The sequence below is a fragment of the Gemmatimonadota bacterium genome (genome assembly GCA_022560615.1).
GTDB lineage: Bacteria > Gemmatimonadota > Gemmatimonadetes > Longimicrobiales > Gaopeijiaceae > UBA1138.
This window is the reverse complement of the sequence record JADFSR010000003.1, coordinates 146,754-167,190: the sequence shown is the minus strand read 5'-3', so window position 1 is coordinate 167,190 and position 20,437 is coordinate 146,754. Positions and strand designations below refer to the sequence as shown.

General features: G+C 63.1%; 35 protein-coding genes. All 35 read right to left on the bottom strand.

What is annotated here, in order from left to right:
• Positions 1–2 precede the first annotated feature (2 nt).
• Complete coding sequence (locus tag IIB36_03540) at positions 3–1,301, bottom strand: nucleotide sugar dehydrogenase (protein MCH7530818.1); 1,299 nt, start codon at positions 1,299–1,301, stop codon at positions 3–5.
• A 155-nt stretch (positions 1,302–1,456) separates the two neighbouring features.
• The gene (locus IIB36_03535) at positions 1,457–3,016 is read right to left on the bottom strand and encodes a hypothetical protein (protein ID MCH7530817.1); all 1,560 of its coding nucleotides are present in this window, start codon (positions 3,014–3,016) and stop codon (positions 1,457–1,459) included.
• A 145-nt stretch (positions 3,017–3,161) separates the two neighbouring features.
• Positions 3,162–4,031, bottom strand: a complete 870-nt coding sequence (locus IIB36_03530) for an NAD-dependent epimerase/dehydratase family protein (protein ID MCH7530816.1) — start codon at positions 4,029–4,031, stop codon at positions 3,162–3,164.
• Positions 4,032–4,056: 25 nt separating this feature from the next.
• Entirely contained in the window at positions 4,057–4,275 is a 219-nt protein-coding gene (locus IIB36_03525; protein MCH7530815.1) for a 50S ribosomal protein L28, read from the bottom strand.
• Positions 4,276–4,337: 62 nt separating this feature from the next.
• Complete coding sequence (locus IIB36_03520) at positions 4,338–4,904, bottom strand: hypothetical protein (GenBank protein ID MCH7530814.1); 567 nt, start codon at positions 4,902–4,904, stop codon at positions 4,338–4,340.
• 50 nt (positions 4,905–4,954) lie between these two features.
• On the bottom strand, positions 4,955–5,308 hold the full coding sequence (gene rplQ / locus IIB36_03515; GenBank protein ID MCH7530813.1) for a 50S ribosomal protein L17: 354 nt from the start codon (positions 5,306–5,308) through the stop codon (positions 4,955–4,957).
• A gap of 2 nt (positions 5,309–5,310) precedes the next feature.
• Positions 5,311–6,354 carry a DNA-directed RNA polymerase subunit alpha gene (locus IIB36_03510; GenBank protein MCH7530812.1) on the bottom strand — a complete coding sequence of 348 codons (1,044 nt, stop codon included), beginning with the start codon at positions 6,352–6,354 and terminating at the stop codon, positions 5,311–5,313.
• A gap of 59 nt (positions 6,355–6,413) precedes the next feature.
• On the bottom strand, positions 6,414–7,049 hold the full coding sequence (gene rpsD, locus IIB36_03505; protein ID MCH7530811.1) for a 30S ribosomal protein S4: 636 nt from the start codon (positions 7,047–7,049) through the stop codon (positions 6,414–6,416).
• A gap of 39 nt (positions 7,050–7,088) precedes the next feature.
• Positions 7,089–7,478, bottom strand: coding sequence for a 30S ribosomal protein S11 (gene rpsK / locus IIB36_03500; GenBank protein MCH7530810.1), 390 nt, complete (start codon positions 7,476–7,478; stop codon positions 7,089–7,091).
• A 124-nt stretch (positions 7,479–7,602) separates the two neighbouring features.
• Positions 7,603–7,983 (bottom strand): 30S ribosomal protein S13, encoded by a 381-nt coding sequence (rpsM, locus tag IIB36_03495; protein ID MCH7530809.1) that lies wholly within the window; start codon positions 7,981–7,983, stop codon positions 7,603–7,605.
• Between the two features lie 17 nt (positions 7,984–8,000).
• The gene (rpmJ, locus tag IIB36_03490) at positions 8,001–8,117 is read right to left on the bottom strand and encodes a 50S ribosomal protein L36 (protein ID MCH7530808.1); all 117 of its coding nucleotides are present in this window, start codon (positions 8,115–8,117) and stop codon (positions 8,001–8,003) included.
• Between the two features lie 62 nt (positions 8,118–8,179).
• Positions 8,180–8,974 carry a type I methionyl aminopeptidase gene (map, locus tag IIB36_03485; GenBank protein MCH7530807.1) on the bottom strand — a complete coding sequence of 265 codons (795 nt, stop codon included), beginning with the start codon at positions 8,972–8,974 and terminating at the stop codon, positions 8,180–8,182.
• A 6-nt stretch (positions 8,975–8,980) separates the two neighbouring features.
• Entirely contained in the window at positions 8,981–9,628 is a 648-nt protein-coding gene (locus tag IIB36_03480; protein MCH7530806.1) for an adenylate kinase, read from the bottom strand.
• Positions 9,629–9,634: 6 nt separating this feature from the next.
• A complete protein-coding gene (gene secY, locus IIB36_03475) occupies positions 9,635–10,948 on the bottom strand; it encodes a preprotein translocase subunit SecY (protein MCH7530805.1) in 1,314 nt (437 codons plus the stop codon).
• Between the two features lies 1 nt (position 10,949).
• Positions 10,950–11,411, bottom strand: a complete 462-nt coding sequence (gene rplO / locus IIB36_03470) for a 50S ribosomal protein L15 (protein MCH7530804.1) — start codon at positions 11,409–11,411, stop codon at positions 10,950–10,952.
• Positions 11,412–11,554: 143 nt separating this feature from the next.
• Complete coding sequence (rpmD, locus tag IIB36_03465; GenBank protein ID MCH7530803.1) at positions 11,555–11,734, bottom strand: 50S ribosomal protein L30; 180 nt, start codon at positions 11,732–11,734, stop codon at positions 11,555–11,557.
• A gap of 16 nt (positions 11,735–11,750) precedes the next feature.
• Positions 11,751–12,287: a 30S ribosomal protein S5 gene (rpsE, locus tag IIB36_03460; protein MCH7530802.1), complete on the bottom strand. Its 537-nt coding sequence runs from the start codon at positions 12,285–12,287 to the stop codon at positions 11,751–11,753.
• Complete coding sequence (gene rplR, locus IIB36_03455; protein MCH7530801.1) at positions 12,287–12,673, bottom strand: 50S ribosomal protein L18; 387 nt, start codon at positions 12,671–12,673, stop codon at positions 12,287–12,289. Before rplR ends, rpsE begins: the two co-directional genes overlap by 1 nt.
• Positions 12,674–12,681: 8 nt before the next feature.
• On the bottom strand, positions 12,682–13,221 hold the full coding sequence (gene rplF, locus IIB36_03450) for a 50S ribosomal protein L6 (GenBank protein ID MCH7530800.1): 540 nt from the start codon (positions 13,219–13,221) through the stop codon (positions 12,682–12,684).
• Between the two features lie 21 nt (positions 13,222–13,242).
• Complete coding sequence (gene rpsH / locus IIB36_03445; protein MCH7530799.1) at positions 13,243–13,635, bottom strand: 30S ribosomal protein S8; 393 nt, start codon at positions 13,633–13,635, stop codon at positions 13,243–13,245.
• 16 nt (positions 13,636–13,651) lie between these two features.
• A complete protein-coding gene (locus IIB36_03440) occupies positions 13,652–13,837 on the bottom strand; it encodes a type Z 30S ribosomal protein S14 (protein MCH7530798.1) in 186 nt (61 codons plus the stop codon).
• Positions 13,838–13,852: 15 nt separating this feature from the next.
• Entirely contained in the window at positions 13,853–14,431 is a 579-nt protein-coding gene (gene rplE, locus IIB36_03435) for a 50S ribosomal protein L5 (GenBank protein ID MCH7530797.1), read from the bottom strand.
• Entirely contained in the window at positions 14,428–14,763 is a 336-nt protein-coding gene (gene rplX, locus IIB36_03430; GenBank protein ID MCH7530796.1) for a 50S ribosomal protein L24, read from the bottom strand. The genes rplE and rplX overlap by 4 nt, the downstream gene beginning before the upstream one ends.
• Positions 14,763–15,131: a 50S ribosomal protein L14 gene (rplN, locus tag IIB36_03425; protein ID MCH7530795.1), complete on the bottom strand. Its 369-nt coding sequence runs from the start codon at positions 15,129–15,131 to the stop codon at positions 14,763–14,765. Before rplN ends, rplX begins: the two co-directional genes overlap by 1 nt.
• Before the next feature lie 23 nt (positions 15,132–15,154).
• A complete protein-coding gene (rpsQ, locus tag IIB36_03420) occupies positions 15,155–15,499 on the bottom strand; it encodes a 30S ribosomal protein S17 (GenBank protein MCH7530794.1) in 345 nt (114 codons plus the stop codon).
• Between the two features lie 11 nt (positions 15,500–15,510).
• Positions 15,511–15,723 carry a 50S ribosomal protein L29 gene (gene rpmC, locus IIB36_03415; GenBank protein MCH7530793.1) on the bottom strand — a complete coding sequence of 71 codons (213 nt, stop codon included), beginning with the start codon at positions 15,721–15,723 and terminating at the stop codon, positions 15,511–15,513.
• 9 nt (positions 15,724–15,732) lie between these two features.
• A complete protein-coding gene (gene rplP / locus IIB36_03410) occupies positions 15,733–16,149 on the bottom strand; it encodes a 50S ribosomal protein L16 (protein ID MCH7530792.1) in 417 nt (138 codons plus the stop codon).
• Positions 16,150–16,163: 14 nt separating this feature from the next.
• Positions 16,164–16,823 (bottom strand): 30S ribosomal protein S3, encoded by a 660-nt coding sequence (gene rpsC, locus IIB36_03405; GenBank protein MCH7530791.1) that lies wholly within the window; start codon positions 16,821–16,823, stop codon positions 16,164–16,166.
• 4 nt (positions 16,824–16,827) lie between these two features.
• Complete coding sequence (gene rplV / locus IIB36_03400; GenBank protein MCH7530790.1) at positions 16,828–17,181, bottom strand: 50S ribosomal protein L22; 354 nt, start codon at positions 17,179–17,181, stop codon at positions 16,828–16,830.
• Positions 17,182–17,186: 5 nt separating this feature from the next.
• Entirely contained in the window at positions 17,187–17,471 is a 285-nt protein-coding gene (gene rpsS, locus IIB36_03395) for a 30S ribosomal protein S19 (protein MCH7530789.1), read from the bottom strand.
• 17 nt (positions 17,472–17,488) lie between these two features.
• Positions 17,489–18,328: a 50S ribosomal protein L2 gene (gene rplB, locus IIB36_03390; protein ID MCH7530788.1), complete on the bottom strand. Its 840-nt coding sequence runs from the start codon at positions 18,326–18,328 to the stop codon at positions 17,489–17,491.
• A 2-nt stretch (positions 18,329–18,330) separates the two neighbouring features.
• A complete protein-coding gene (rplW, locus tag IIB36_03385) occupies positions 18,331–18,642 on the bottom strand; it encodes a 50S ribosomal protein L23 (protein ID MCH7530787.1) in 312 nt (103 codons plus the stop codon).
• Positions 18,635–19,363 carry a 50S ribosomal protein L4 gene (gene rplD / locus IIB36_03380; GenBank protein MCH7530786.1) on the bottom strand — a complete coding sequence of 243 codons (729 nt, stop codon included), beginning with the start codon at positions 19,361–19,363 and terminating at the stop codon, positions 18,635–18,637. The genes rplW and rplD overlap by 8 nt, the downstream gene beginning before the upstream one ends.
• 2 nt (positions 19,364–19,365) lie before the next feature.
• The gene (rplC, locus tag IIB36_03375; protein ID MCH7530785.1) at positions 19,366–19,983 is read right to left on the bottom strand and encodes a 50S ribosomal protein L3; all 618 of its coding nucleotides are present in this window, start codon (positions 19,981–19,983) and stop codon (positions 19,366–19,368) included.
• 13 nt (positions 19,984–19,996) lie between these two features.
• Positions 19,997–20,305 (bottom strand): 30S ribosomal protein S10, encoded by a 309-nt coding sequence (rpsJ, locus tag IIB36_03370; protein MCH7530784.1) that lies wholly within the window; start codon positions 20,303–20,305, stop codon positions 19,997–19,999.
• Between the last annotated feature and the right edge of the window lie 132 nt (positions 20,306–20,437).

Here is a 20,437-nt window from a genome sequence, read left to right as displayed (position 1 = left end):
GTTCAGCCCTTCACGATCCAGCTGCCGACACCACCCCCGGGGACCGCCCCGGCCGCAACCACGGCGTGTCTCGTGTCGACGAGCGCCTTGGCGTTCTGCAGAATCCACGCATAGTCGAAACCAGTATGGTCGGTGAGAATCACGACCACGTCGGCGCCGCTCAGCAGCTCTTCCGTGAGGGCCTGCGACTGCCGTATCACTCCGTCTTCCTTCCATTCCGGCACATACGGGTCGTGGTAGACGACCTCGGCCCCGTCGGCCTCGAGAAGCTTGAGCACGTCGAGCGCCGGTGATTCACGCACGTCATCGACGTCACGCTTATAGGCGACACCGAGCAATACGATCTTCGAGCCGTTCACGGCCCGCTGCTTCCTGTTCAGCACCTCGCGCACCTTGCCGACCACGAAGATCGGCATTTCGGCATTGATCTCCGACGCGAGATCGATGAAGCGGGTCTTGTAGTTGAGCGTCCGCATCTTCCACGCCAGGTAGTGGGGATCGACTGGAATGCAATGCCCGCCGAGACCCGGACCGGGGGTGAACTTCATGAATCCGAACGGCTTGGTGGCTGCAGCATCGATGACCTCCCACACATCGACCCTGAGCAGGTCGGCGATGAGCGCAACCTCGTTCACGAGTCCGATGTTCACCGCCCGGAAGGTGTTTTCCAGAATCTTCGTGAGCTCCGCCGCTTCCACGGACGACACACGTACCACGCTGTCAATGAACCGCTCGTAGAACGCGGCCCCGGCGTCCCTGCACGCCGCCGTCAGCCCACCGATGACCTTGGGTGTGTTCTTGGTCGTCCACGTCTCGTTTCCGGGATCTACGCGCTCCGGGGAAAAACAGAGGTGGAAGTCCTCTCCCACCACGAGTCCCGTGCGCTCCAGCGTGGGCTGCATGACCTCCCGGGTCGTTCCGGGATAGGTGGTCGACTCGAGCACGATGAGCTGGCCCGGTCGCAGCGCCGCCGCGACCGCCTCCGAAGCGGCGATGACGTAGGAGACGTCGGGGTCCCGCGTCTTCGACAACGGGGTCGGGACGCAGATGGAGATCGCGTCGCACTCAGCGAGCCGGCTCATGTCCGTGGTCGCCTCGAGCAGGCCCTGTTCGAGCAACGCTGCAACGTCAGCGTCCGTCAGGTCCTGGATGTGCGACCGGCCCGCGTTCACGCCCGTGACGACCGCGTCGTTGACGTCGAACCCGATCACTTTCAACCCGCTCCGACCGGCCTCGACAGAGAGCGGGAGGCCAACGTAGCCGAGGCCGATGACGCCGAAGGTGACGATGTCCTGGGACATGGAATGCCGTCGAAAAAGAGGAGACGAAATGACTTGACAACTTCGAACGGGAGGCGCCCAACATACAGCTGGCCGGCGGGTCGCTACCAGAGCGGTGGCAGACTCAGGAAGTCGTCGACAACGTCCGCCAGAAGGATGGGGGACATGCCTACCTTCTAGAACGTTCTCCACAGGCGCACGAGCGCAGAGCCGTTGGTCTGCGTTGCGTCCGCCTCGAACGCGAAGTTGCGGACGCGCTCCACACCGAGCGTCAGCTCGATCCCCGAGACTTGATCGAACCACCTCGTTAGATCCACTCGAGCTCGTGCGCGCCATTCATGGGGAAGCGTGCCGGCACGCGAGATGTCCTTGACAGGCACTTGCACGACGTCGTGCGGATCTACGCTGCGAGACTCGAGCGTGGCGCCCAGTCCAGCCGCCCACCCGGTGGCCGGTGCGTCGAATCGATAGCGAGCGGCCAGGCGGCGGGCATCGGGACCGAGCACCGAGCCCTGGCTGAAGCCGTCTACGGCCCACCCGGTGGTGAACTGATGGTGCCGGTAGAGCAACGAAGTGGTCACCGCCCCCTCTACCTCCACGCTGTGCCGCTCCGATCTGCCGAGCCGTGGGAACTGAACGCCCAAGCGATAACCGGCATCCGACGTCAGAACATCGCCCAGCCGGTCGGTCGCGAAGTCCGTGAAGGCGATCTCGCCGTAGAGGCCAACGCCGGATACCTCGGAAAGCACCACCTCTGCGTCGAAGCCGAACATCTTCTCGGAGAACGTGTAGTCGCGCCCGGTCCGAAAAAGGTCCCAGAAGAAGCTGAGGTCCTTCACGCGGTCCGAAAACGAGGCGCCTGGAGCGCCCTCCCCCGTCTGCTTGTTCACCAGAGTGAGGCCCAATCGGAGCGACGACGCGGGGCGAGTCGTCACGCTGAGGCCGAACAGCTTCGCGTGGGGAAAGTTCTGATTCGGGCCCAGGTCAGAGACCGTGAGTGCGAATTCGGTGTCGCCGAGCACGATGAGGCTCAAGGGTCGGTCCGTGACGATTCGTATGAGATCGACTGGCGGCGCGTCGCGAGACATCAGGAGCGCGTCGTCACCGCCGGTATGCTGCCACCAGGAATCGCGTCCGATCTGCATGGCGATAGATCCCAGCCTGACTCTTACGTATGCAGCTTCGAGGGCAGCGCCCCGTCGCCTGGGCGTGACGCCCGAAGCGCGGAGCGTCGCACCGCGGCCTGCCAGGCCGATCGCGACGTTGGGCCCCACTGAGACCGAGCCGCGGAGCGCCACCGCGCCCGTCAGTTCGTCGCCATAGGCACGGCCCCCTCGGTCGGACCAGAGCGGGTTCACAACGACGTCCAGCTCTCCGAGGCCGTTCGTGGGTACGCCACGCCCGGGGCTGCGGCCTCCACCGATCTCGATCTCCGCGAGCCCTGTCACGGCGTTTATCTGCTCAGGGCTAAATCGGCGCTCTAGCCGGGACAAGACCACGTCGAGGTCGGCTCGAGGTCGGCCCACGCTGCTGTCATCCTCGAACCGCAACCTCGCTTCTCTCACCAGGCCGGCAACGCGTCCGTGCGAGAGCGGTCGGAGGGCAGCCACGCCCCGCGGGACCAGCCCGTGTCGTTGTAGGAGCGCCAGATCCTCATAGACGGGATCGAGAGGGGGCAGCGTCGCCGAGTCCTGGGCGGACGACACCGACGGTAGGAGGACCAGGAGAACGAGCAACGGCCCTCCGAGCACGCCTAGTCGTGGCCTTGTTGAAGGTCGGCGTAGTCTCATCCGCCAGGACGGCGACCAACGCCATTTTGTAGGCGACGGAGCCGTGTCGTCGAGCCAAGTTTGCACCGCCTCCTGAAGTGGTTCAGGCAAGCTACCGAATCTCCTTGGCGTAAGCCGACTCGGCCGCTTGGGCCCTCATGTGATCGACCGTCGAGCGGATGATCGCGTCCAGGTCGTTCTCCGGAACCCATGCGATCAGCTCGCGGATGCGAGTGGTGTCGGGCTGGCGCCGCTCCATGTCCTCGAAGCCCTCGCCGTACGCCTCCTCAGCGACCAGGCCCTCGACCGCGCGGATCGTGTCCTGCACGTGACAGAACGACCGCAGTTGCTCACCGGTGCCGAAGACCTGGATCGGATCGCCCCGGATCGCGGAAGCGATGAAGTTCGGCAGCACCATGCCCCACTGCCCGGCCTGCCGAGGCCCTACGGTGTTGAAGAAACGGGCGATGATGACCGGCAAGCCTCTCTCGTGGTGGTACGCGAGCGCCAGGAACTCGTCGAGCATCTTGGTGCACGCGTACGCCCAGCGCCGATGTGTCGAGCTCCCCATCACCCGGTCTTGCTCTTCGTGCAGACTCCCGCCCGCCTTGCCGTAGATCTCCGAGGTCGACGCGAGAAAGAGCGGTACCCCGTGGCGGTGGCAGCAATCCAGAATGATCTCCGTACCGCGCACGTTGGTGGTGATCGTCTCGACAGGCCGCTCCATGATCTTGCGAACGCCCACAGCCGCGGCGAGGTGAATCACTTGATCGCACTTGGCAACGGTCTCGTCCATCATGGGATGGTTGAGGATCGTATCGACGTTGAGGTGCAGGTCAGAGTGGTGGCGCACCGCCGAGAGGTTGTCGAGGCTTCCTGTGGAGAGGTTGTCGACCACAAAGACTTCGTCCCCCCGATCCAGGAGACGCTCGACGAGGTACGATCCGATGAAACCGGAACCGCCCGTGACCAAGACGCGCATGGGCGCCTACTGGGCTAGGAAAGGGCTAGGGATTCCCCTCCACCACCAGCGCCGGAGCCTTGGTCACCTTCCCCGCCGAGATGCACCGTGTGCACACGCGCACGCGACGGCGCTCGCCCTTCTCGTCGACGATCTTGAACGTCTGAAGGTTCGGCAGCCAGCGACGCCGCGTCTTGTTGTGCGCGTGACTCACGTTGTTGCCCGTCCCGGGGCCTTTATTACACACGTAGCAAACTCTAGACATGTAACCTCTTCGGTTTTCCCTAGCCGGGCGGCGATGCACCCTGCCTAACTTCGTCGGAGCTCCTACTTCCCCGCGCCAGCGCCACCCTCGTTGCCATCACCGGTGGGCGCGTTACCGAGCACGACCTGACTCGCTTCCAGGAAGTAGGTCGCGAACTCGGCGGCGAGTCTGTCACCCTCGCTGATGGTGCCGGCGGCCACCCACGCGGTCACGACGGAGTCGCTCATGGCGTAGAGCACGCCGATCACGCCTGCGGGCTGACCCGCTGAAAGCACGAGGCCCTCGGCCATCACCTGCTCGGACATCGAGACCAGGAAGGGGTTCTGGTTCGGCAGTTGCAGCCAAAAGCCCTGTGTCCCGAGCGTGCTCAATACAGCCAGCCCCGCTACGCGGATGTTCTGACCCTCGAAAAGCGTGGGATCCGTCTGCAGGTCGGCCGCCGCGACGGTGGTCGCCGTACCGACATCGTCGGTGGCGACCTCGGTTGTGTCCTCCACGAGTCGGAGCTCGCGCTGCGCGTCAGCCTCGCCCTTGAGCCAATACATGAAACCACCGATGACCACGAACGCCATGAACATCAGTGGCATGCCCAGGTCGGCAGCGCCGCGTCGGGAAGCGTTGTCCACCATGTGCGAAATCCTGTCCAGTTTGAGTTTGTCCGTCGGAAGCGGTCGACAAACTAGTTGACGAGCTCGATGAGCGACATCTCTGCCGCGTCACCCTTCCGATGCCCCAGCTTCAGGATACGTGTATAGCCACCCGGACGCTCCGCGAAACGCGGAGCGATATCGCCGAACAGCTTCCCTAGCACTTCGCGATCCTGGATCTTCGTCGCGGCAAGGCGGCGCGCATGCAGGTCCCCGCGGCGCGCGAGCGTGATGAGACGCTCGGCGTACGGACGGAGCTCCTTGGCCTTGGCGGTGGTCGTCTCGATTCTCTCGTGACGGAACAGCGACGTGGCCATGTTGCGCATGGTCGCCTTCTTGTGGCTTGCGGTACGGGAGAGCTTCCTTCCCTTCTTGCGGTGCCGCACGGCTACTCCTCCCCGCCCGCTGCGGCCCCGGCTTCCTCCTCCACGAAGAAGAGGCGCCCGTCCTCGCCTTCCTCGAGCTGCATGCCGAAACGGAGCGCATGCTCCTCCAAGAAGTCGGAGATCTCCTTGAGCGATTTCTTGCCGAAGTTCTCGATCCGCAGCATGTCGTCCTCCGAGCGCTGCACGAGATCACCCAGCGTCTGGATGTTCTCCTTCTGCAGCGAGTTTCGCGAGCGCACGGACAGTTCCGCAAGATCCTCGATGGGCCGCTCGAACAGGTCCTGAAGGCGCTCGGGAACCGCAACCGCTCCGGGAGGCGCGACCTCGGGAATGCCGCCCTCGCCGAAGTAGAGCATGTACTCGAGGTGCTTGCGAACGAGCTCGGCGGCGTACGCCACCGCGCGCTCCGGGTCGACCGAGCCGTCGGTCTCGATGTGAAGGGTCAGACGATCGAAGTCGGTGCGCTGACCCACGCGGGTCTCCTCGACCGTGAAGTTCGCGCGGCGGACCGGGTTGTAGATCGAGTCGATGCGTACGAGGTCCACTGGGGCGCCCCGCGGAATGGGGTGCGCGTCGGCGAGCACGAAGCCGCGACCCTTGTTCACGTGCAGCTCCACGTTGAGCTGACGATCCTCCTGGAGCGTGAACAGATGGTGATCCGGATCCATGATCTCGACTCCGGACACCGGCTGGATATCACCAGCCGTGACGACACCCGCCTTGCCGAGGCGGATCTCGAGGATCGTCTCGTCGACGTCGTCATCGAGCGTGACCACGAGCGCCTTCAGGTTTTGGATCACCTGGTGAACGTCCTCAACCACACCCGCGATCGTCTGGTGCTCATGCACCACGCCATCGATGCGGAAGCCCCACACAGCCGCGCCGCGCAGCGACGACAGCAGCACACGCCGAACGGAGTTGCCCAGCGTATGGCCGAAGCCGCGCTCGAGCGGCTCGATGACGAAGCGAGCGTTCCGAGCGTTGTCCGGATCCGCGATGCCCTCGATGCGCTCGGGGAGTATCAGTCCGGTGAGATCTAATTCCACATTGCCTCCTGTTTAGCCTTGGACGCCGGGACCCGCCCAACGAAATCCCCGCGACCCGATTATTTCGAGTAGAGCTCGACGATGAGCTGTTCCCGCGCCGCCAGCGGGATGTCCGCACGCGTCGGTTCGCGAACCAAGCGACCCACACGCGCCTTCTCGTCGAGCGCGAGCCAATCTGCCAGCGCCGGACGCGTCCGTGCCTCGAGAGCCCCTTGCACGGGCACGATGTCCTTCGACTTGGCCTTCACCGCGATCTCGTCGCCCGCCTTCACGTGGAAGCTGGGGACGTCGACGATGCGGCCGTTCACCTCTACATGACGGTGCCGCACGAGCTGCCGTGCCGCGCTACGACTGACCGCGAAGCCCATGCGGAAGACGATGTTGTCGAGACGCGTCTCGAGCGAAACGATGAGGTTCGCGCCGGTGATGCCCGGGACGTGAGCAGCGCGCTCGAAGAGCGCGCGGAACTGCTTCTCATGGAGCCCATATATCCGCTTCACCTTCTGCTTCTCTCGGAGCTGAACGGCGTAGTCGGACTGCTTGCGTCGGCGAGCCTGCGCGGGGCCGTGCTGACCCGGCGGGTACTGGCGCCGCTCGACGGGGCACTTTTCGGTGTAGCACTTCTGCCCCTTCAAGAAGAGCTTCTGGCCTTCTCTGCGGCAACGCTTACAAACGGGACCGGTATAACGAGCCATGGCTTGGTGGTATTCCCTTCTAGACGCGACTAAACGCGACTAGACGCGACGCTTCTTCGGCGGCCGGCACCCGTTGTGCGGCAGCGGCGTCACGTCTTGGATGGACTTGATCTGGAGACCAACGGCGGCGAGCGCCTGGATCGCGGACTCACGGCCGGAGCCCGGGCCCTGGACACGCACGTCGAGGCGCTTCACGCCCATGCCGACGGCCTCACGCCCCGCCTGTTCGGCGGCCACGGTGGCAGCAAACGGGGTCGACTTCTTGGAGCCCTTGAAACCCGCCTTTCCGGCGCTGGCCCACACGATGACGTTCCCCTGGTTGTCAGCGATCGTGATGATCGTGTTGTTGAAGGTCGCTTTGATGTGAGCGACGCCTTCAGCCTCTACGACCTTCTTCGAGCGCTTGGCACGGGTCTTTGGATTTGCCACGTTCTCTCACCTGATCCCTGGTTCCTGGTTCCTGCTCTTCTAACAATGCGGCTGCGGCGATCCGGGGTTTGGTGCCTCGGGTGACGCCACGTCGAGTGATGGCTCAGCGAGCCTGTCGGACAGCCTACTTCTTCGGCGCCTTCTTCTTTCCCGCGATGGATCTTCTGGAGCCCTTGTGCGTGCGCGCGTTGGTATGCGTCCGCTGACCCCTCACCGGCAAACCCCGCCGGTGCCGGAGTCCCCGGTAGCAACCGATGTCCATGAGTCGCTTGATGTTCATGGAGGTCTCGGTACGCAGCGCGCCCTCGACCTTGTAGTTCCCCTCGATCTGCCGACGGAGGCGGTTCACGTCATCGTCGTCGAGGTCCTGCGTGCGCCGGTCTCCGTCGACGCCACACTCCCGGATGATCTCCTTCGCTCGGCTCGCGCCGATCCCGTAGATGTAGGTCAGAGCGACTTCGATTCTCTTCCCACGCGGAAGGTCTACGCCAGCGATACGTGCCATGTCTTACTTGCTCTCTCTTATCCCTGGCGCTGTTTATGCTTGGGATCCCGCGAGCAAATAATGCGCACGACACCCTTCCGGCGGATCACTTTGCAGTGCTCGCAGATTGGCTTTACGCTGCTTCGAACCTTCACTTCGACATCTCCACCTTCGTTTGTTGCATAGCCATATATTATAACCCGGCTCTGGTGCGGCCTCAAGCGCCGTTCGGGGCGCCAGAACCCGCATGAACAGGGGCTCCGGAAGCAGTCAGCAGCCTTGGACCGTCCGCCGTGATTCCGACGGTATGCTCGAAGTGTGCCGACGTCGTTCGGTCGGCAGTAACGACCGTCCATCCGTCATCGAGGGTTCTGATGTTCGGTGAACCTGCCGAGAGCATCGGCTCGATGGCCAGAACCATGCCCTCTCTCAGCAACGGACCGTGTCCATCCCGTCCCTGGTTCGGCACCTGTGGCTCCTCGTGCACGTCCCGTCCCACGCCGTGTCCCACGAGGTCCCTGATGATGCCGAAGCTCGTTCCGTCCACAGTACGCACGACCGCCGCACCGATGTCCCCCACGTGATTCCCTGGGACGGAAGCCTCGATCGCGGCCCACAGGGACTGCTCGGCCACGTCCAGTAATCGCTGCACGTCGTCACTCACCTCACCGACGCGAAACGTCCAAGCCGAATCGGAGCACCACCCGTCGAGCTTGACACCTACGTCGATTGAAACGATGTCGCCCTCGCGCAGCACGCGCTTCGCACTCGGAATGCCGTGAACGACCTCCTCGTTCACCGAAGTGCACACGCTTCCAGGAAACCCATACAGACCCTTGAAAACCGGCACGGCACCGTCGTGTGAGACGATATACTCATCGCAGACGCTGTCGAGGTCCTGGGTCGAGACGCCAGGAACAACCCGCTTATGAAGCTCGCCGAGCAGTCCGGCGATGATCGCGCCGCCGCGACCGACTGCGTTCATCTCCTCGGGAGTCCGTAGATGGATCATCGCGACTCAGACGCCCACGGCGGTTCGCACGTCCACGTACACGTCGTCCATGCCCCGCTCGGCCTGGACCCGTGCCAGGCCTGCATCATGCGCTTCGTAGTGGGCCACCAGCGGTGATGTTTGCTCTTGATACACCTCCAGGCGGTGGGCCACCGTATCCGGCTCGTCATCCGTCCTGTGGATGAGCCGACCGCTGCAGCGGTCGCACATCCCATCGATCTCCGCGGCGTTCAAGTGCACGTTGAAGATCGCCCCACAGTCCGTGCAGCTCCGCCGCCCACTCAGCCGCTCGAGAAGCGTCTCGTCGGATGCCTCCAGGAGCACGACCCGGTCGACCTGCCGACCAACCTCGGACAGCACGGCATCGAGTCCGTCCGCCTGAGCGGTCGTTCGTGGGAAGCCGTCGAACAGGAGGCTCGCCTCGCTTGCCACGCCTCTCAAGCGGTCGCGAACGAGGTCGAGGATCAGCGCGTCGGGAACGAGCTCGCCGGCATCCATATAGCCCTGAGCCTGCTTGCCGAGCTCGGTGCCATCACGGCGGGCCGCGCGCAGCAGATCTCCGGTAGAGATGTGCTCGCCACCTATCGCATCCGCGAGACGCACGGCCTGCGTGCCCTTTCCGACACCCGGCGGACCGAGAAGGATGACGACCATCGACATCTACATGAACCGCGAGCGGCCCCGCATCTTCACGCGACCCTTCTTCATGAAACCGTCATAGTGACGGAGCATGAGCAACTGTTGCGCCTGCTGCACGGTGTCCAAGCCCACACCCACGACGATCAGCAGACTCGTGCCGCCGAAGAAGAAGGTGTTGATCTGGAAGAAGTCGAAGATCCAGAACGGCACGAGCGCTATGAGAGCCAGATAGACCGAGCCGGGTAGGGTCACACGTGTCAGAACGCGGTCTATGTATTCCGCCGTGCGCGCGCCCGGTTTTACACCGGGGATGAAACCACCCTGCTTCTTCAGGTTCTCTGCGAGGTCGATCGGGTTGAAAATGATCGCCGTGTAGAAGTACGTGAAGAACACGATCAGGAAGCCATACGTGATGTAGTAGGGCCAGCCCTGCGGCGCGAAAATTTCGTTGATGGTGTTGAGGTAAGGGTTGTCCCAGAACGCGGCCAAAGTGCCCGGTACGACGATGAACGACTGCGCAAAGATGATCGGCATGACGCCCGCGGAGTTCAAGCGCAGCGGAATGAAGCTCTTCTGGCCCTCTCGAATCCGACCGCGGCCGACGACCTTGCGCGGGATCTGAACCGGGATCTTTCGGGCCGCCATCGTCATCGAGACCACCGCCGCGGTGACACCGACCACCACGAAGATCAGCGCAGCGAGTGCGAACCCTGTGAGCTGACCGAGCCGGAACGACTCGAAGGTGCGCACGACCGCGGCCGGGAACCCTTGGATGATCGAGAAGAAGATCAGCAACGACATGCCATTGCCGATCCCGTGCTCTGTGATCTGCTCACCGAGCCACATGACGAAGATCGCGCCCACGGTGAGCGTGACGACCGTCGTGAACGTGAACATCGCACCAGGCGTGCTGACCGCGCCGGGAATCGCCTGCAGGAACGACGCGTACCCGTAGGACTGGGCGACCGACAACACGATCGTGGTATAACGCGTCCACTGGGTCAGCTTCTTACGGCCCTCTTCGCCTTCCTTTTGCAGTTTTTCGATCGTTGGGAAGACCGCGGCGAGCAGTTGAAACATGATGCTCGCGGAGATGTACGGCATGATGCCCAGCGCCAGGATGGTCGCGCGAGACAGCCCGCCACCCACGAACATGTCGTAGATGCCGAAGAAGGTCCCCTCGAGTTGACTGAACTGCTCACGAAGCGCGGCCACGTCCAGGCTCGGCACCGTGATGTGCGATCCCACTCGATAGACGAGCAGGATGAACAAGGTGAAGAGGACCTTCTCCTTGAGCTCCGGAACCCGGAAGAGGTTTTGTACGGGATTCGTCATGCTACGAAGCGTCCTCGACCGTGGCGCCAATGACCGTCACCGATCCCCCTGCCGCCTCGATCTTCTCTTGAGCGCTCTTGCTGAACCTGTGCGCGCTCACGGACAGCGACTTCTCCATATCGCCCTCCCCGAGAATCTTCACGGGCTTGCGAAGCGACGCTATGAGTCCGACCGCCTTGAGCGCGTCCGGGCTCACGTCACCGTCACACCGGCCCAGGTCCCGCACGTTGACCACTTGGTACTCGACACGGTTGATGTTCTTGAAGCCACGCTTCGGAATCCGGCGCATGAGCGGCATCTGGCCACCCTCGAAGTCCCGGCGGATGCGTCCGCCCGAGCGCGACTTCTGGCCGTCCTGTCCCCGCCCCGCGGTCTTGCCCAAACCGGAACCCTGTCCGCGACCGACGCGCTTGCGGCGGCGGCGGGAGCCGAGGGGAGGGCTCAAATCATGTAGTTCTGCCATGTCACAAACTCTCGTTGTTGTCACCAAGACCGCTCAAATTGGATGCTGAACTAGGCAGGCGAGGATCGGCGACCGAGGAGTAGCAACGCTACTTCGCAGGTCGACGACCGGAGCCTAACGACGTTCAGCGCCGATTTCAGCGGTCAGTCATTCGCTTCAGTCACATCGATCATGTAGGAGATTTGGTTGATCATTCCCCTAATGGCCGCATTATCCTCATGGATCACGCTCTGCTGGTGACGCTTTATTCCCAGCGCCCGAAGCGTGCGGCGGTGCTTGGTGAGCCGGCCGATCCCGCTGCGCGTCTGGGTGATCTTGATCATCTTGGGCTTCTTCTTCCTATCCACGATGCACTCCCAATTCCGCCACCGTGACGCCACGCTCTTCGGCCACTCGCTCGGCGGTGACGAGCTCCGTCAGGCCGTTCATCGTGGCGCGTACGACGTTGATCGGGTTGTTCGAACCCAGACTCTTCGTGAGCACATCCTTCACGCCCGCTGCCTCGAGCACCGCTCGCACAGGACCACCCGCGATCACACCCGTACCGGGGGCGGCGGGGCGAAGCAGCACGCGGGCTGCGCCCCACCGACCTACGATGTCGTGGGGGAGCGTTCCGTTCTGGATCGGCACGCTCACCATGTTCTTGCGGGCCTGCTCGAAGGACTTCCGAATCGCTTCGGCGACCTCGTTCGCTTTGGCCAGCGCGATGCCGACGTTCCCCTTCTGATCACCCACGGAAACAAGCGCCGAGAACGAAAACCGCCGTCCACCCTTCACGACCTTGGCGACGCGGTTGATGAAGATGACGTTCTCGACGAGATCGGTCTCCCGACCGCGCCCCTGCTTCTTCTTTTTCTTCTGGTCTCTTCCAGCCATCAGAACTCCAGACCTCCCTCTCGGGCGCCGTCGGCGAAGGCTTTCACCCGGCCGTGGTACTTGTATCCACCGCGATCGAAGACCACGGTGTCGATTCCCAGGGCCTTCGCGCGCTCACCGAGCAGCTTCCCAGCCACGTAGGCGTGCTCTACGCGGCAGTTCTGACCCTCGGCCGCGAAGTCTTTCAACTCCGCGTTGAGGGTCGAAAGCCCGATGAGCGTGCGGCCGGCGTCGTCGTCGACGACCTGACCCTCGATGTTTTTCAACGAGCGAAAAACCACGAGGCGCGGACGCTCCGCGGTGCCACGCACCTTGTTCCGAACTCGGAAGTGGCGACGCATCCGCTGAAGCGAACGGCTCTTCCTGAGCTTGCTCTGTTTGATCATCGTCATCGCTATATCCCGGCAGTCTTACCGGCCTTGCGCCGGACATGTTCACCCTTATATCGGATTCCCTTGCCCTTGTAGGGCTCGGGCGGCCGGAACCCGCGGATTTCCGCTGCTGCCTGGCCGACCTTCTGCTTGTCGATGCCGGACACGACGATCGTCGTCTGGTTCGGGCACTCGATACTGACACCGTCTGCCGGCATGTAGTCGATAGTATGGCTGAACCCGAGGCTTAGGGTCACGCCCTTCCCTGTGACATCTGCGCGGTAGCCCACACCGACGATCTCCAGCGTCTTGGCGAAGCCGTCGGTCACGCCAGTCACCATGTTCGCGATCAGCGAGCGGGTGAGCCCGTGCAACGCGCGGTGCTTCTTCTCGTCGGATGGCCGCTCTACGCGGACCTCTCCCCCGTCGATGACGACCTTCATGTCCGGGTGTGCGTTGAGCTGCAAGGAGCCCTTCGGACCCTTCACGCTGAGCGTGCCGTTAGTCTGCTCGACCTCGACTCCCTTGGGGAGCACGATAGGCATCTTTCCAATACGAGACATCGTTTCTCTCTCGCTCGCTGCTTACCAGACCACGGCCATCAACTCGCCACCGACGCCCTGCTCACGGGCGTTGCGGTCGGAGAGCATGCCGGCCGAGGTCGACAGGATTGCCATGCCGAGACCGTTCCGTATCCGAGGGATCTCATCCTTGCCGACGTATGTGCGTCGGCCGGGACGTGAGACACGCTCGATGTGACGGATGATCGGCTTGCCCTCGTAGTACTTCAGGTAGACCCGGAGCACGCCGAAGCGTCCGTCCGCGAGCACCTTATGGGCGTGCACGAAATGGCTCTCTTGCAAGAGCCGTGCGATTTCGATCTTCTGCGTGGACACGGGCATGTCCACCCACTTGTGGGCCGCCTGGCCGGCGTTCCGGATGCGGGTGAGCATGTCCGCGATGGGGTCGGTCATCATGACTGTCTGGTTCCTCCTACCAGCTCGACTTGCGGACACCGGGGATCTCGCCCCTGAGCGACATCTCCCGGAAACAGATCCGGCAGATTCCGAACTTCCGCAGGAACGCCCGTGGCCTCCCGCAACGCTGACAGCGGTTCCGCTGCCGCACGGCGAACTTCGGCTTGCGCTTGGACTTCTCGATGAGCGCCTTTCTGGCCATTCGAAACTCTCTCTCCTAGGCGGTCGCGCCGACTTGCACCGGCACCGCGCCGCGGAACGGGAAGCCCAACTCACGCAACAGGGCAAGACCCTCGTCATCCTTGTCGGTGGATGTGACCACCGTGATGTCCATCCCGTGAATCTTGCGAACTTTTTCGTAGTCGATCTCGGGGAAGGTGATCTGCTCCTTCACGGCCATCGTGTAGTTCCCGCGACCGTCGAAGGAGCGCGTTTTGAGCCCCCGGAAGTCACGGACACGTGGAATCACCGTGCTGATCAGGCGGTCCAGGAAGAACCACATCTTTTGGCCGCGCAGCGTCACGGAAGCGCCGATCGGCATGCCCTCCCGCAGCTGGAAGTTCGAGATCGAGCGTCGGGCGCGGTTCATCAGCGGCTTCTGGCCGGAGATCACTTCGAGCTCGGCCATGATGCTATCGAGCAGCTTCCGGTCTTTAGCCGCTTCACCGGCGCCCACGTTGATCACGACCTTCACGACCTTCGGGATTTGGTGCGAATTCGCGTAGCCGAACTCCTCCTGGAGCTTTGGCCTCACGTATTCGGCATAGTGAGTCTTGAGTCGCGGTTCCATCTTCATTGTGGTCTGGGAATCGGATTGCCGGTCTTCACGGCGATCCGCTCCTTGGTTCCGTCCTCTTCGACGCGCGTGCGTACGCGGCTGGCCTCTTCGGTCGTCGGGTCGACGAGCATCACGTTGGAAACGTGGATCGGCGCCGCGAAGGTGATGATGCCACCGTCGGGGTTCGCCTCCGTCGGGCGCGTATGCCGCTTGCGAATGTTTACGCCTTCGACGCGCACGCGCGCCTTCTCTTTCATGACTTCGAGCACCGCGCCCTCGAGGTCGCGGTCATTGCCGCGAATCACTCGGACACGGTCGCCCTTCATGATCTGAAACTTGGTCCTGGCCATCACAGTACCTCAGGCGCCAGGGAAACGATCTTCATGTACTTCCTCTCGCGTAGCTCGCGGCCGACGGGTCCGAAGATCCGGGTGCCGCGGGGCTCACCCTGCGGGGTGATGATGACCGCCGCGTTGTCCTCGAACCGGATGTACGTCCCGTCCCGACGACGCGTCTCCTTGGCGGTCCGCACGACCACGGCTCGCACGACCTCACCCTTCTTGATACCCGCGTTGGGGATGGCATCCTTCACGGTTGCGACGATGACATCGCCCACCCCGGCGTACCGGCGTCCCGAACCTCCCAGCACCCTGATACAGAGTGCCGACTTGGCGCCCGTGTTGTCGGCGATCCGGAGGATCGACTCCTGCTGAATCATCTCTCGATTCCTCTGACGTTCGGTTAGGCCTGGCGCTCGGCCAAACCGGTGACACGCCAACGCTTGGTCTTGGACAGCGGGCGGGTCTCCACGATCCGCACGGCGTCGCCGACGTGATACTCGTTCTTCTCGTCGTGCACCCGATATCTCTTGGTGCGCTTGACCCCCTTGCCGTACAACGGGTGGGCGAATCGACGCTCGACCACGACGGTCACGGTCTTGTCACCCTTATCGCTCACGACCAGGCCAACACGCACCTTGCGTCGGTTGCGCGCGCCCGTTGCCTCGCGTTTGGCGGCGGCGGGAGCTTCTGATACCTCCGTCTCCGGGGTCTCGGCCTCGACCTGTTCGCTCTCGTTCTCGCTCATGGCTTCCTGGCTCACGCGTTCTCAGCGGAGTTCTGCGCGAGCTCGCGCTCGCGACGCACGGTCCTTAGGCGCGCGATATCGCGCTTGATCTGCCTCGGCAGTCCCGCGTTCTCGAGCGCCATCATCGAGCCCTGGAAACGCAACTTGAACTGCTCTTCCCTAAGCTCTTTTAGCCGGGCTTCGATCTCAGTGTCATCCCAATCGCGGATGTCATCGGCTTTCATCATTCTCTCCTAAAGCTGGCGGTCGCGGACGACGAACCGGCATTTGATCGGCAGCTTCGCAGCGGCCAGTCGCATCGCCTGCTCTGCCACTTTCTCGTTCACGCCCTCGAGCTCGAACATGATCCGGCCCGGCTTGACCACCGCGACCCAACCTTCGGGGTTGCCCTTGCCCTTCCCCATGCGGGTCTCAGCGGGCTTTGAAGTGATCGGCTTATCCGGGAAGATCCGGATCCAGACCTTGCCACCACGCTTGATGTGACGGGTCATGGCGACACGGGCCGATTCGATCTGTCGGTTGGTGATCCAAGTCGGCTCGAGCGCCTGCAGGCCGTACTCCCCGAAGGAGACCTTGCTTCCCCGGTACGCCATTCCGCGCATGCGACCCTTGTGGGTCTTCCGTCGCCTTACTCGTTTTGGAGCTAGCATCGTCTATTCCTCGCTCAGCCGCCGGTCGAGTAGGTGCGGCCACGCCGCTCCTCGACGACCTCGCCCTTGAAGATCCAGCACTTCACACCAATGACGCCGTACGTCGTAAACGCAGGCACCTGGGCGTAGTCGATGTCCGCGCGCAGCGTATGCAGCGGCACCCGGCCCTCGTTGTATCCCTCCGTTCTTGCGATCTCGGCGCCACCCAGACGGCCTGCGCACTGGATCTTGATGCCCTCGGCCCCGGCACGGATCGCGGACTGCACCGCGCGCTTCATCGCGCGCCGGAACGAGATGCGCTGACGCAACTGGTGGGCGATGTTCTCGGCTACCAGATACGCGCTCACCTCCGGCTGCTTGATCTCCTCGACGTTCACGGAGATCTCGGCGTTGGTGAGCATCGCGAGCTCGTCGCGCAACTTGTCGACCTCGGCGCCCCTCTTGCCGATCACGACACCCGGACGGGCGGTGTGCAGCGTGACGACGATCTTGCTCGGCTTGCGCTCGATCTCAACCAGCGCAAGCGCGGCATGAGCCAGGCGCCGACGAAGGTACTTGCGGATCGTCTCGTCCTCCTTGAGGAGGCGCGGGAAATCGCGCTCGGCGTACCAGCGGGACGTCCAGTCCTTGACGATCCCGAGCCGGAACCCGAGGGGGTGTGTCTTTTGTCCCATATCCTCAGGCGTCCTTTTTGTCGACGACCACGGTGATGTGGCTCGTGCGCTTACGGATCGGCGCTGCTCGCCCCTGCGCGCGCGCGCGCCAGCGACGGAGCGTCGGGCCCTCGTCTACGAAGGCTTCCTGAACGACCAGGTCGTCCACATCGAGGAGGTCGCCTTCGTCCTGTGATCTGTCCTGTGCGTTCGCTACCGCCGAACGAAGAGTCTTACCGACAGGCTCGGCAGCGACTTTCTTCGAGAACTGAAGAATGGCGTATGCCTCGTTCACCGACTTACCCCGGATCTGGTCCACGACGAGCCGGACCTTGCGGGGACTCATGCGAACGTACCGGGCGATTGCTCGAGCTTTCATTGGGCTTACCGTCCGGACCGTTTGTCGGCCAGCCTGCCACTGTGCCCGCGGAATAGGCGGGTTGGCGCGAACTCACCGAGTTTGTGTCCGACCATGTTCTCCGTGATGTACACGGGGATGAACTTGTTGCCGTTGTGTACGGCCACCGTGTGACCCACGAAATCCGGAGAGATCGTCGAGGCACGGGACCATGTCTTGATGACCTTCTTCTCATTACGAGAGTTCATGATCTCGATCTTGAGAAGAAGCTTGTCATTGATGAACGGACCCTTCTTTAGGCTACGCGGCATAGTTGGTCAGCCCCTGGTCACTGCGTGGCTTTGCCGCGCTTGCGGCCGCGCACGATGTACTTGGTGGATTCCTTTTTCTTGTTGCGTGTCTTCTTGCCCTCGGTCTTGCCCCACGGCGAGACCGGAGGACGTCCACCCGATGCCCGGCCCTCACCACCACCCAGAGGGTGATCGACCGGGTTCATGGCGACACCGCGTACCTTCGGGCGCTTGCCCCGCCAACGGTTTGCACCTGCCTTGCCGATCACGGTCAACTCGTGGTCCGAGTTGCCGACCTCTCCGATGGTAGCCATGCACTCCTTGCGAAACCGGCGCATTTCCGTCGAAGGCAGTCTCAGCGTGACAAAGCCTCCTTCCTTCGCCACGACCTGGACCGAAGCCCCGGCCGAACGCGCCAGCTGACCGCCCTTGGCCGGCTTGAGCTCGACGTTGTGGACCGCCGTGCCGAGAGGCACGAACTCGAGCGGCATCGCCGAACCGATGCGGACGTCCGCGTTGGGACCCGACATGATCGTGTCGCCGACGTTGAGTCCCTTCGGATGCAGGATGTACCGCTTCTCGCCGTCCTCGTAGAAGATCAGCGCGATGTTGGCCGAGCGGTTCGGGTCGTACTCGATGTGCTTCACCAAGCCCGGCACATCGAGTTTGTTCCGCTTGAAGTCGACGATCCGGTACTTTCGCTTGTGGCCGCCACCCCGGCGTCGAACCGTCACGTGCCCGTGATGGTTGCGGCCACCGCTGGAGCTCAGCGATTCGGTGAGCGACTTCTCCGGCCCCTTGCGGGTCAGCACCTCATTGTCGAGAACCGACCGGGTTCGCTGGCCGGGCGTAACCGGCTTGAATTTCTTGATTCCCATGATCAGCCGGCCTCGTAGAGCTCAATGTGGTCGCCCTCAGAGAGCTGGACCACGGCTTTCTTGAAGGACGCGCGACGACCCGGGGTCTGGCTCCGGGCCATGCGCCCCATATGGGACCGGCGCGCCTTGCCGGCATAGCGCATCGTGCGGACGTCCTTCACGGTCACGTCCCAGATCTGCTCGACGGCTTGCCCGATCTCGATCTTGTTGGCGTGCTTGCTCACGATGAACGTGTAGACGGTGTCGGTCTCCATCTGCTCACTGGTCTTTTCGGTGATCACCGGCGCGTAGATGATGTCGTAAGCGTCACGCATCGTCGTCTTCCTCCGTCCCCACTTCGGCCTCTGCTTCTGGCTCTTCTTCCAGCTCTGCTTCCGCTTCCGTGGCGGGCTCAACCTCGACCTCCTCGACCTCAGCCGGAGCCTCAGCCTTGTCGTCTAGCGCCGAGCGTTCGATGACAACCGTGTACGCCCAGAGCACGTCGTATACGGACTCGCCGCCGAAGGGCACTACCGACACGTTCGAGAGGTTACGAGCTGACAGGTACAGGTTCTCGTTCTTGCCATCGGTCAGCACGAGAACCTTCCCCTCCGGTGCGATCGAGCTCAAGAAGCTCACGAGATCACGAGTCTTGGGGGCCTCCATGACGGGCAAATCCGCGAGAACGACCCTGTCGCGCTCGGCGCGGTCATTGAGCGCCGAGCGCCGAGCGAGCGCCTTCACCTTCTTGGGCAGACGCTGACGCCACGAGTGGGGGATCGGTGGAAACGCAACGCCACCGCCCACCCAGATGGGCGACCGGATGGTTCCCGCTCGGGCGCGACCCGTGCCTTTCTGACGCCAGGGTTTACGGCCGCCACCGGCGACGTCGGAACGCCCCTTGGCGGATGCCGTCCCTTGTCGCTGGTTCGCGAGGTACGTCCTCACCGCCTGGTGCATGACGCCCTCATTCACGACGCCGTCGAAGAGGTTGTCGGGCAACGCCCGTGCCTTCCCCTTCTTGCCGTCAGCCTTGTAATATCGCGCCTTGTACATGGTCACTTCGAGATCAGAACGTAGCCATTACGGGCGCCCGGAACGCCGCCCTTCACGAAAATCAGGTTCCGCTCACCATCAACGCGGACGACCTGAAGATTCCGGATGGTCGTGCGGGTCCCACCCATACGCCCGGGCAACTTCTTGCCCTTGATGACGCGGGACGGGTCCGTACCCGGGCCCATGGACCCTGGGGTACGGGAATGGGAGTGTCCGTGCGAAGCCGGACGCCCCGCGAAACCATGGCGCTTCACCACGCCCTGGAATCCGCGACCCTTCGACCGGCCTGTGACCTTGACGCGGTCACCGGCCTCAAAAACCTCAACGGTGAGCTGCTGGCCCACCTCGTATTCCTCACCGTCGTCCGGGGCGAACTCACGCATGAGCCGTGGCGCGGCCTCGAGGCCCGCCTTGGCTGCGTGTCCCACTTCGGCCTTTGAAGCGCGCTTGGCCTTCTGGGCGCCGAAGCCGAGCTGGATGGCACGGTAGCCATCCGACTCCTCGGACTTCACCTGAACGACGGCGCACGGACCGGCTTCAATGACGGTGACGGGTATCTGCACCCCTTCGTCATCGAAGATCCGCGTCATGCCGATCTTTTTTCCGATCAATCCGGGCATTCGGAGTCCTCCGTCAGTCGACCTTGATCTCCACGTCGACCCCTACCGGCAAATCCAGCTTGGTCAACGCGTCGATCGTCTGTGGGCGGCTATCGACGATGTCGATGAGTCGCTTGTGCGTACGCAGCTCGAACTGCTCACGACTCTTCTTGTCGATGTGCGGCGAGCGAAGCACGGTCCAGCGCTCACGCCGCGTCGGCAACGGGATAGGCCCCCGCACCGTCGCGCCCGTTTTCTGCGCTGTCCGAACAATGTCGGCCGCGGTCTGATCGATCAGCCAGTGGTCGAACGCCTTCAGTCGGATTCTGATTCTTTGAGCCATTTTGGCCTCTGTTTGGCGGGCCGGAGGGACTGCGGTCCCTCCGGCCATTCTTTTACCGCACCTGCTTCATCAGCCCACTAGGAACCCCTAGGTGGCCAATCCTTCCTGTTTTCACAGACCGCTTCGGTCCTT

Bases quoted from the DNA above. Each gene is read 5' to 3' on its own strand.
- rplD (MCH7530786.1), bottom strand. From the start codon at position 19,363: ATGTACAAGGCGCGATATTACAAGGCTGACGGCAAGAAGGGGAAGGCA.
- rplV (MCH7530790.1), bottom strand. From the start codon at position 17,181: ATGAAAGCTCGAGCAATCGCCCGGTACGTTCGCATGAGTCCCCGCAAG.
- IIB36_03480 (MCH7530806.1), bottom strand. From the start codon at position 9,628: ATGGTCGTCATCCTTCTCGGTCCGCCGGGTGTCGGAAAGGGCACGCAG.
- rplW (MCH7530787.1), bottom strand. From the start codon at position 18,642: ATGCGTGACGCTTACGACATCATCTACGCGCCGGTGATCACCGAAAAG.
- IIB36_03520 (MCH7530814.1), bottom strand. From the start codon at position 4,904: ATGGTGGACAACGCTTCCCGACGCGGCGCTGCCGACCTGGGCATGCCA.
- IIB36_03440 (MCH7530798.1), bottom strand. From the start codon at position 13,837: ATGGCCAGAAAGGCGCTCATCGAGAAGTCCAAGCGCAAGCCGAAGTTC.
- rplF (MCH7530800.1), bottom strand. From the start codon at position 13,221: ATGTCTCGTATTGGAAAGATGCCTATCGTGCTCCCCAAGGGAGTCGAG.
- rpmC (MCH7530793.1), bottom strand. From the start codon at position 15,723: ATGAAAGCCGATGACATCCGCGATTGGGATGACACTGAGATCGAAGCC.
- IIB36_03540 (MCH7530818.1), bottom strand. From the start codon at position 1,301: ATGTCCCAGGACATCGTCACCTTCGGCGTCATCGGCCTCGGCTACGTT.
- rplC (MCH7530785.1), bottom strand. From the start codon at position 19,983: ATGCCCGGATTGATCGGAAAAAAGATCGGCATGACGCGGATCTTCGAT.
- rpsQ (MCH7530794.1), bottom strand. From the start codon at position 15,499: ATGAGCGAGAACGAGAGCGAACAGGTCGAGGCCGAGACCCCGGAGACG.
- secY (MCH7530805.1), bottom strand. From the start codon at position 10,948: ATGACGAATCCCGTACAAAACCTCTTCCGGGTTCCGGAGCTCAAGGAG.
- rplX (MCH7530796.1), bottom strand. From the start codon at position 14,763: ATGGCCAGGACCAAGTTTCAGATCATGAAGGGCGACCGTGTCCGAGTG.
- rplE (MCH7530797.1), bottom strand. From the start codon at position 14,431: ATGAAGATGGAACCGCGACTCAAGACTCACTATGCCGAATACGTGAGG.
- rpsH (MCH7530799.1), bottom strand. From the start codon at position 13,635: ATGATGACCGACCCCATCGCGGACATGCTCACCCGCATCCGGAACGCC.
- rpsS (MCH7530789.1), bottom strand. From the start codon at position 17,471: ATGCCGCGTAGCCTAAAGAAGGGTCCGTTCATCAATGACAAGCTTCTT.
- rpsJ (MCH7530784.1), bottom strand. From the start codon at position 20,305: ATGGCTCAAAGAATCAGAATCCGACTGAAGGCGTTCGACCACTGGCTG.
- IIB36_03530 (MCH7530816.1), bottom strand. From the start codon at position 4,031: ATGCGCGTCTTGGTCACGGGCGGTTCCGGTTTCATCGGATCGTACCTC.
- rpsC (MCH7530791.1), bottom strand. From the start codon at position 16,823: ATGGGACAAAAGACACACCCCCTCGGGTTCCGGCTCGGGATCGTCAAG.
- IIB36_03525 (MCH7530815.1), bottom strand. From the start codon at position 4,275: ATGTCTAGAGTTTGCTACGTGTGTAATAAAGGCCCCGGGACGGGCAAC.
- rpmD (MCH7530803.1), bottom strand. From the start codon at position 11,734: ATGATCAAGATCACCCAGACGCGCAGCGGGATCGGCCGGCTCACCAAG.
- rplO (MCH7530804.1), bottom strand. From the start codon at position 11,411: ATGGCAGAACTACATGATTTGAGCCCTCCCCTCGGCTCCCGCCGCCGC.
- rplP (MCH7530792.1), bottom strand. From the start codon at position 16,149: ATGCTAGCTCCAAAACGAGTAAGGCGACGGAAGACCCACAAGGGTCGC.
- rpsD (MCH7530811.1), bottom strand. From the start codon at position 7,049: ATGGCTCGTTATACCGGTCCCGTTTGTAAGCGTTGCCGCAGAGAAGGC.
- rpsE (MCH7530802.1), bottom strand. From the start codon at position 12,287: ATGGCTGGAAGAGACCAGAAGAAAAAGAAGAAGCAGGGGCGCGGTCGG.
- rplB (MCH7530788.1), bottom strand. From the start codon at position 18,328: ATGGGAATCAAGAAATTCAAGCCGGTTACGCCCGGCCAGCGAACCCGG.
- rplN (MCH7530795.1), bottom strand. From the start codon at position 15,131: ATGATTCAGCAGGAGTCGATCCTCCGGATCGCCGACAACACGGGCGCC.
- map (MCH7530807.1), bottom strand. From the start codon at position 8,974: ATGATCCATCTACGGACTCCCGAGGAGATGAACGCAGTCGGTCGCGGC.
- rpsM (MCH7530809.1), bottom strand. From the start codon at position 7,983: ATGGCACGTATCGCTGGCGTAGACCTTCCGCGTGGGAAGAGAATCGAA.
- rplR (MCH7530801.1), bottom strand. From the start codon at position 12,673: ATGATCAAACAGAGCAAGCTCAGGAAGAGCCGTTCGCTTCAGCGGATG.